At 77.2% G+C, this 2,988-nt stretch carries 2 protein-coding genes; one reads left to right on the forward strand and one right to left on the reverse strand.

Features of this window, described 5'->3' with window-relative positions:
• Positions 1 to 178: 178 nt before the first annotated feature.
• The gene (locus ACFV3E_RS13035) at positions 179 to 1,183 is read right to left on the reverse strand and encodes a methyltransferase (protein ID WP_500534753.1); all 1,005 of its coding nucleotides are present in this window, start codon (positions 1,181 to 1,183) and stop codon (positions 179 to 181) included.
• A 158-nt stretch (positions 1,184 to 1,341) separates the two neighbouring features.
• On the opposite strand from ACFV3E_RS13035, the gene ACFV3E_RS13040 reads away from it, so the two are divergent.
• The gene (locus ACFV3E_RS13040) at positions 1,342 to 2,661 is read left to right on the forward strand and encodes an acyltransferase family protein (RefSeq protein ID WP_500534754.1); all 1,320 of its coding nucleotides are present in this window, start codon (positions 1,342 to 1,344) and stop codon (positions 2,659 to 2,661) included.
• The last annotated feature ends 327 nt before the right edge of the window (positions 2,662 to 2,988 follow it).

The following is a 2,988-nucleotide window of genomic DNA, read 5'->3' on the forward strand; positions in this document are numbered from 1 at the left end:
GGGCCCCGGAGGGCGCGAGACTACGGGTCAGCCGCACCACGGGCGGCGTCCGCGCCCGGCTCCCGGGGTCGAGGTGACCCGGGCGGAGGGTGGCGCCGTGCCGACGCTTCGGTGAGGGCCCCACGCCCCTTCCGGGGCCCAGCGGGAAGACGAGGAGTGCCGCGGCCGCGGCCGGAGGTCAGGCGGCCCTGAACTCGACGATCCCGATGTCCCCCGCCGTGCGCACCGACGACACCCGCAGCCCCGCGTCCGCGCCGAGCGCGGTCAGCGCGGCGACCCCGCGCTCCCGGCCGCCGAAGTACACCAGCATGCGCAGGTCCATCGCGGCCACGGTCGACTCGTGGTCGGCGCCCACCTTCTCCACGACGAGCACCCGGCCGTGCTCGCCGGCGGCCTCGGCGCAGCGGCGCAGGACGGCCCGTGCCGCGTCGTCGTCCCAGTCGTGCAGGATCGCGCAGAGCAGGTAGCCGCCGGCCCCCTTGGGCAGCGCCTCGAAGAAGCTGCCCCCCACCGCGTCGCCGCGGTCGCCGAGTCCGGCCGCCGCCAGCGTCGCGCGGGCCGCACCGGCCGTGGCGGGCTGGTCCACCACGGTGCCGCGCAGTTCCGGGAAGGCGGTGAGCAGCGCCGCCAGCAGCGTCCCGTTGCCGCCGCCCACGTCGACCAGGTGCCCGAGCGCGCCCCAGTCGTACGCCGGGACCAGCGCGCCCGCCCACTCGGCGACGTCGACCCCCATCGCGCGGTCGTACGAGCGGGTCCGCTCCTCGTCCGCCGCCAGGTCCTCCCAGAACCCGCGGGCGTACTGGCGCGGGAAGGCGGCCGTGCCCGTGCGCACGCTGTGCGGCAGCTGCACGAAGGCCAGTTCGGCCCGGCCGAGGCCGCCCTCGGTGTCCAGCCACTCCCGCAGCCCGCCCGGGTGGTCCGACCTCAGCTCCTCGCCCCGGGCCGTCAGCGCGTACCGCCCGCCCCCGTCGCGGGTCACCACCCCGACACCGGTCAGGTGCCGCAGCAGGCGGTCCAGCGCGCCCGACTCCGTCCCGGTCTCCTGCGCCAGCTCGGTGGCCGTGCGGGGACCTTCCGCCAGGTGGTCCGCCACCTTGAGCGTCGCCGCCGTGCGCAGCGCCATCGGGGTCACCAGGTCCGCCAACCGCCACAGGGACACGTCCCGTTGCTCCTCGCCCGCCATCGGCAACTCCATCTCCTCGCGACCGACCGGCCAGCCTCCCCCCGACCAGCGGGCCCCGCAAGCGATTTACCCCGGTCAGGTTGCGCTGCGGGTACGAATCGGTTGCGGCCGGGGCCAACCGCGGCGCCACGGACGGGGGTGGGGCAGCATGACCGGGCATGGAGCGAGACCGGTACGTCGACTTCCTGCGGGCCCTGGCGATCTGCATGGTCGTGCTCGGCCACTGGCTGATCACCGCCCTCGTCCGGGAGCCGGGCGGGGGCATCGCGGCGCCCGAACTCCTGGCGGAGATCCCCTGGACGCAGTGGCTGACCCTGGGCTTCCAGATCATGCCGCTGTTCTTCCTCGCCGGGGGCCACGCGGCGGGCGGCTCCTGGGCCCGCACCCGGGCCGCGGGAGGCACGGCGGCCCCCTGGGTGGCGCGGCGGGCCCTGCGCCTGCTGCTGCCCGCGGCCGCCTACTGCGGGCTGGTGCTGCTCGCGGTCGCGATCTGCTCGGCGGCCGGCGTGGACCGGCGCACGCTCGAGCTCGCGGGATGGGCGATGGCCATGCAGTTCTGGTTCCTCCCGGTGTACCTGCTGCTCAGCGCCCTCACCCCGGTGCTGCACGCGGCACACCGGCGCTGGGGGCCGCGGGTCCCGGTGGCGATGGGCGCGGTCGCGCTGGCGGTGGGTGCGTCGGTGACGGCGGGTGCCCCGGCCTCCACCGGGCTGGTCGACTACGTCCTGGTCTGGGGCGTGGCGTACCAGCTCGGGTTCTGCTGGCGCGACGGGCAGTTGACGCGCCTGCCCGCCGCCGCGATGGCGGTCGGCGGCGCGCTGGCCTTCACGGCGCTGATCACCCTCGGGCCGTACCCGGTGAGCCTGATCCGGGTCACCGGGGAGACCGTCGGCAACACCGACCCCCCGTCGCCGGCGATGCTGGCCTGGGTGGTGGCCCAGGCCGGCGCATGCCTGCTGGCCGCGCCGGCCGTCCGGCGGGCACTGGAGGGCGCACGCGTGGGACGGGCCGTCGGGTTCCTGGGCGGCGCGAGCATGACCCTGTACCTGTGGCACATGCTGCCCGTGCTGCTCGCCGCCGTGTTCTACCTGGTCGGCCTCGCCCCCGACGCCGCCTTCGGCAGCGCCGCCTGGTGGGCGCTGCGCGTGCCCTGGATGCTGGTGCTCGCGGTGTTCCTGTCGGGCGTGCTGGTCGCACTGCGGCCGCTGGAGCGCGCCCTCGCCCGTCTGTTCGGCGCGGTCGCCCCGCCGGCCGGCGCCCGCCACGACCGCCCCGCCCTGCTGTGGACCGGTCTGGCCTGCAACACGGCCGCCCTCGCCTACTGGTCGGTGCACGGTCTGGCCCCCGACGGCCGGTTCCCCGCCCTGCCCGCCCTCGCGTTCGCCCTCGGCGCGGCCCTTGTGGCGCTGCCCCACCGCCCGGCGGCACGCCCGACCCGTGAGGGGGAACCGGGGACGCCCGCGGAAGAGGCCGCCTGACGCCGCCCTTGCCGCCGGGCGGCGGGTTCGCCGCGTGGATCGTGGTGGCCTTCGTGGTGGCCCTTGCGGTGGTCCGACTGGGCGCGGGTAACGCGGCGGTCCGGCGGGTGTGCCGTCCAGCCCCGCGGCTTGGCCCGCGGCACGGTGGCCTTCTGGGGCGCGGGCGGGGCCGCATGACGCCGTGTCATGGTCGGGGCGGGCCGGGTGTCGTGGACGTCCCGCGGGGTCCGACCGCCCCCTCGCGGTGGCGCAGCGGTCCGACGGGTGCTCCGGCTGGAGCCGGGGCTTGGCCCGCTGCGCGGCGGTTCCGGGAGCCGGCGAGGCCGC

It is taken from the genome of Streptomyces sp. NPDC059718 (assembly GCF_042733315.1).
Lineage (GTDB): Bacteria > Actinomycetota > Actinomycetes > Streptomycetales > Streptomycetaceae > Actinacidiphila.